At 63.9% G+C, this 1444-nt stretch carries 1 protein-coding gene and 1 pseudogene; both read left to right on the top strand.

The window, feature by feature from the left end; genetic code table 11:
* The coding region (locus DY926_RS17405) for a hypothetical protein (protein ID WP_158552039.1) at positions 1–258 on the top strand (258 nt) is incomplete at its 5' end.
* Between the two features lie 770 nt (positions 259–1028).
* Positions 1029–1444: pseudogene (locus DY926_RS17720) on the top strand (hypothetical protein); the annotation flags it as partial.

Here is a 1444-nt window from a genome sequence, read left to right as displayed (position 1 = left end):
GTTGAGACCTGCTTCTGCAACAGGTCGGAACCATGGGCGCAACTCTCTTTCTGCGGGCAGACACTGGGGCTGCTGCCCGATCATGAAACCGCGTGGCGGTGCGCGGAGCGGCACCGGCAATGGATCCGCATGGAGCGGCCCGCCAGTGACTGGCTGGCGCTCGTGGTCGATGCGCAGACCCTCATGCGCCAGCGGCTTGAAGGTGAGGGCTGGCTGGGGCCGTCCCGCCATTGTCCGCCACGGGTTTCGGCGGCATAAGGAACCGGGGGCCGCCTGATGAGGACGGCCGAAACATCCGCGTGGGCTACGGCGTGTGGTGTCGCGGCCCCCATTCATCGTAGCCGGACATGACATCCCGGGGGCCGTGATGTCATGTCCTGAACTGAGGGGAAACCATGATCGTCTTGATTGTGGTGGACCGGAAGTGGGTTAAGAAGCTGCTTCGCACAGCGAAGAAGGCCCTTCAGGCGGCAGCCACCGTCCTGAAGGGCCTAGCGGATTAATCCACTTCCACCACAGGGCCGGGGGGTATTCTTTGAGGGGATGCCCCCCGGCCTCGGGTTCAGATTAGGACATTCCGGCTACGATTTTCAAGGGGCGCGACACCTCGCGGTGCCGCGCCCCTTCCGTTTTGCTGAGTACGAAACACCAGCATTGCCACAATGGGAAAAGGGCGGAGCGCAGGGCCGTCCCGGGCGTTCGTGGCCGCGTGGACGGACAGGCAGGAAGCCGGGTTTTCAGAGGGTGCCCTGTAGCTCGATGTGACGCCGTCACGGATCAGTGCGCCATGTCTGGCGCCTCCCCGCCGTAACGCTGGCCCGCGGCGGCGGGCCTGAAAGAAAACACGAAACGCGAAACGGGGACGGCGCTGCCATGGCGTGCCGGTTGGGGCCAGAGGTGGCGCTTCCCCATGCTCGCTGCGCTGCGCGTGGGTCCAGTGCCGGCGCATGACGCCGCTCTGGCCCCAACCGGCACGCCATGGCCCGCGTGGAACATCCGAAACAGCAATATAAAGAGAGAGAAAAGCAATGGCCGTTCTGATCCTGCAAGCAACGCCCGCTACCTGCATCATTGGAAAAATGGGGGCTTCCACCTCCTACGAAATCACGACCCATATGGTCCCGCCCCGGCAGATCACGGCGACGACCATGCCGGTTATTGCTGCCCAGGTTCTCACCTTCGGTCGGCACGTTGCCCAGATGTGTCCCCGGCGTTCCTTCATGGTTCTCGTCCGCCCTGCACGGGGGCAACGCAAGCCGCGCGGCTTCGATGCCGCAATGCGGACGGAAGAACTCAACTGCGTTTCCTGGTTGCATGTAACGCTGGCGCATCCCGTTCCTCATGCCGATGGGCCTAGCGTCGTTTCATGGGGTGGGAGATTCACTCCGTTCTGTCTGGACGGCCATGATCCGGTCTGGCCGGGTGACGGGCCGGCGTTTCTGGA

The organism is Komagataeibacter melaceti, assembly GCF_003403295.1.
Classification (GTDB): domain Bacteria; phylum Pseudomonadota; class Alphaproteobacteria; order Acetobacterales; family Acetobacteraceae; genus Komagataeibacter; species Komagataeibacter melaceti.
This window is presented reverse-complemented; position numbering and strand designations above follow the sequence as displayed.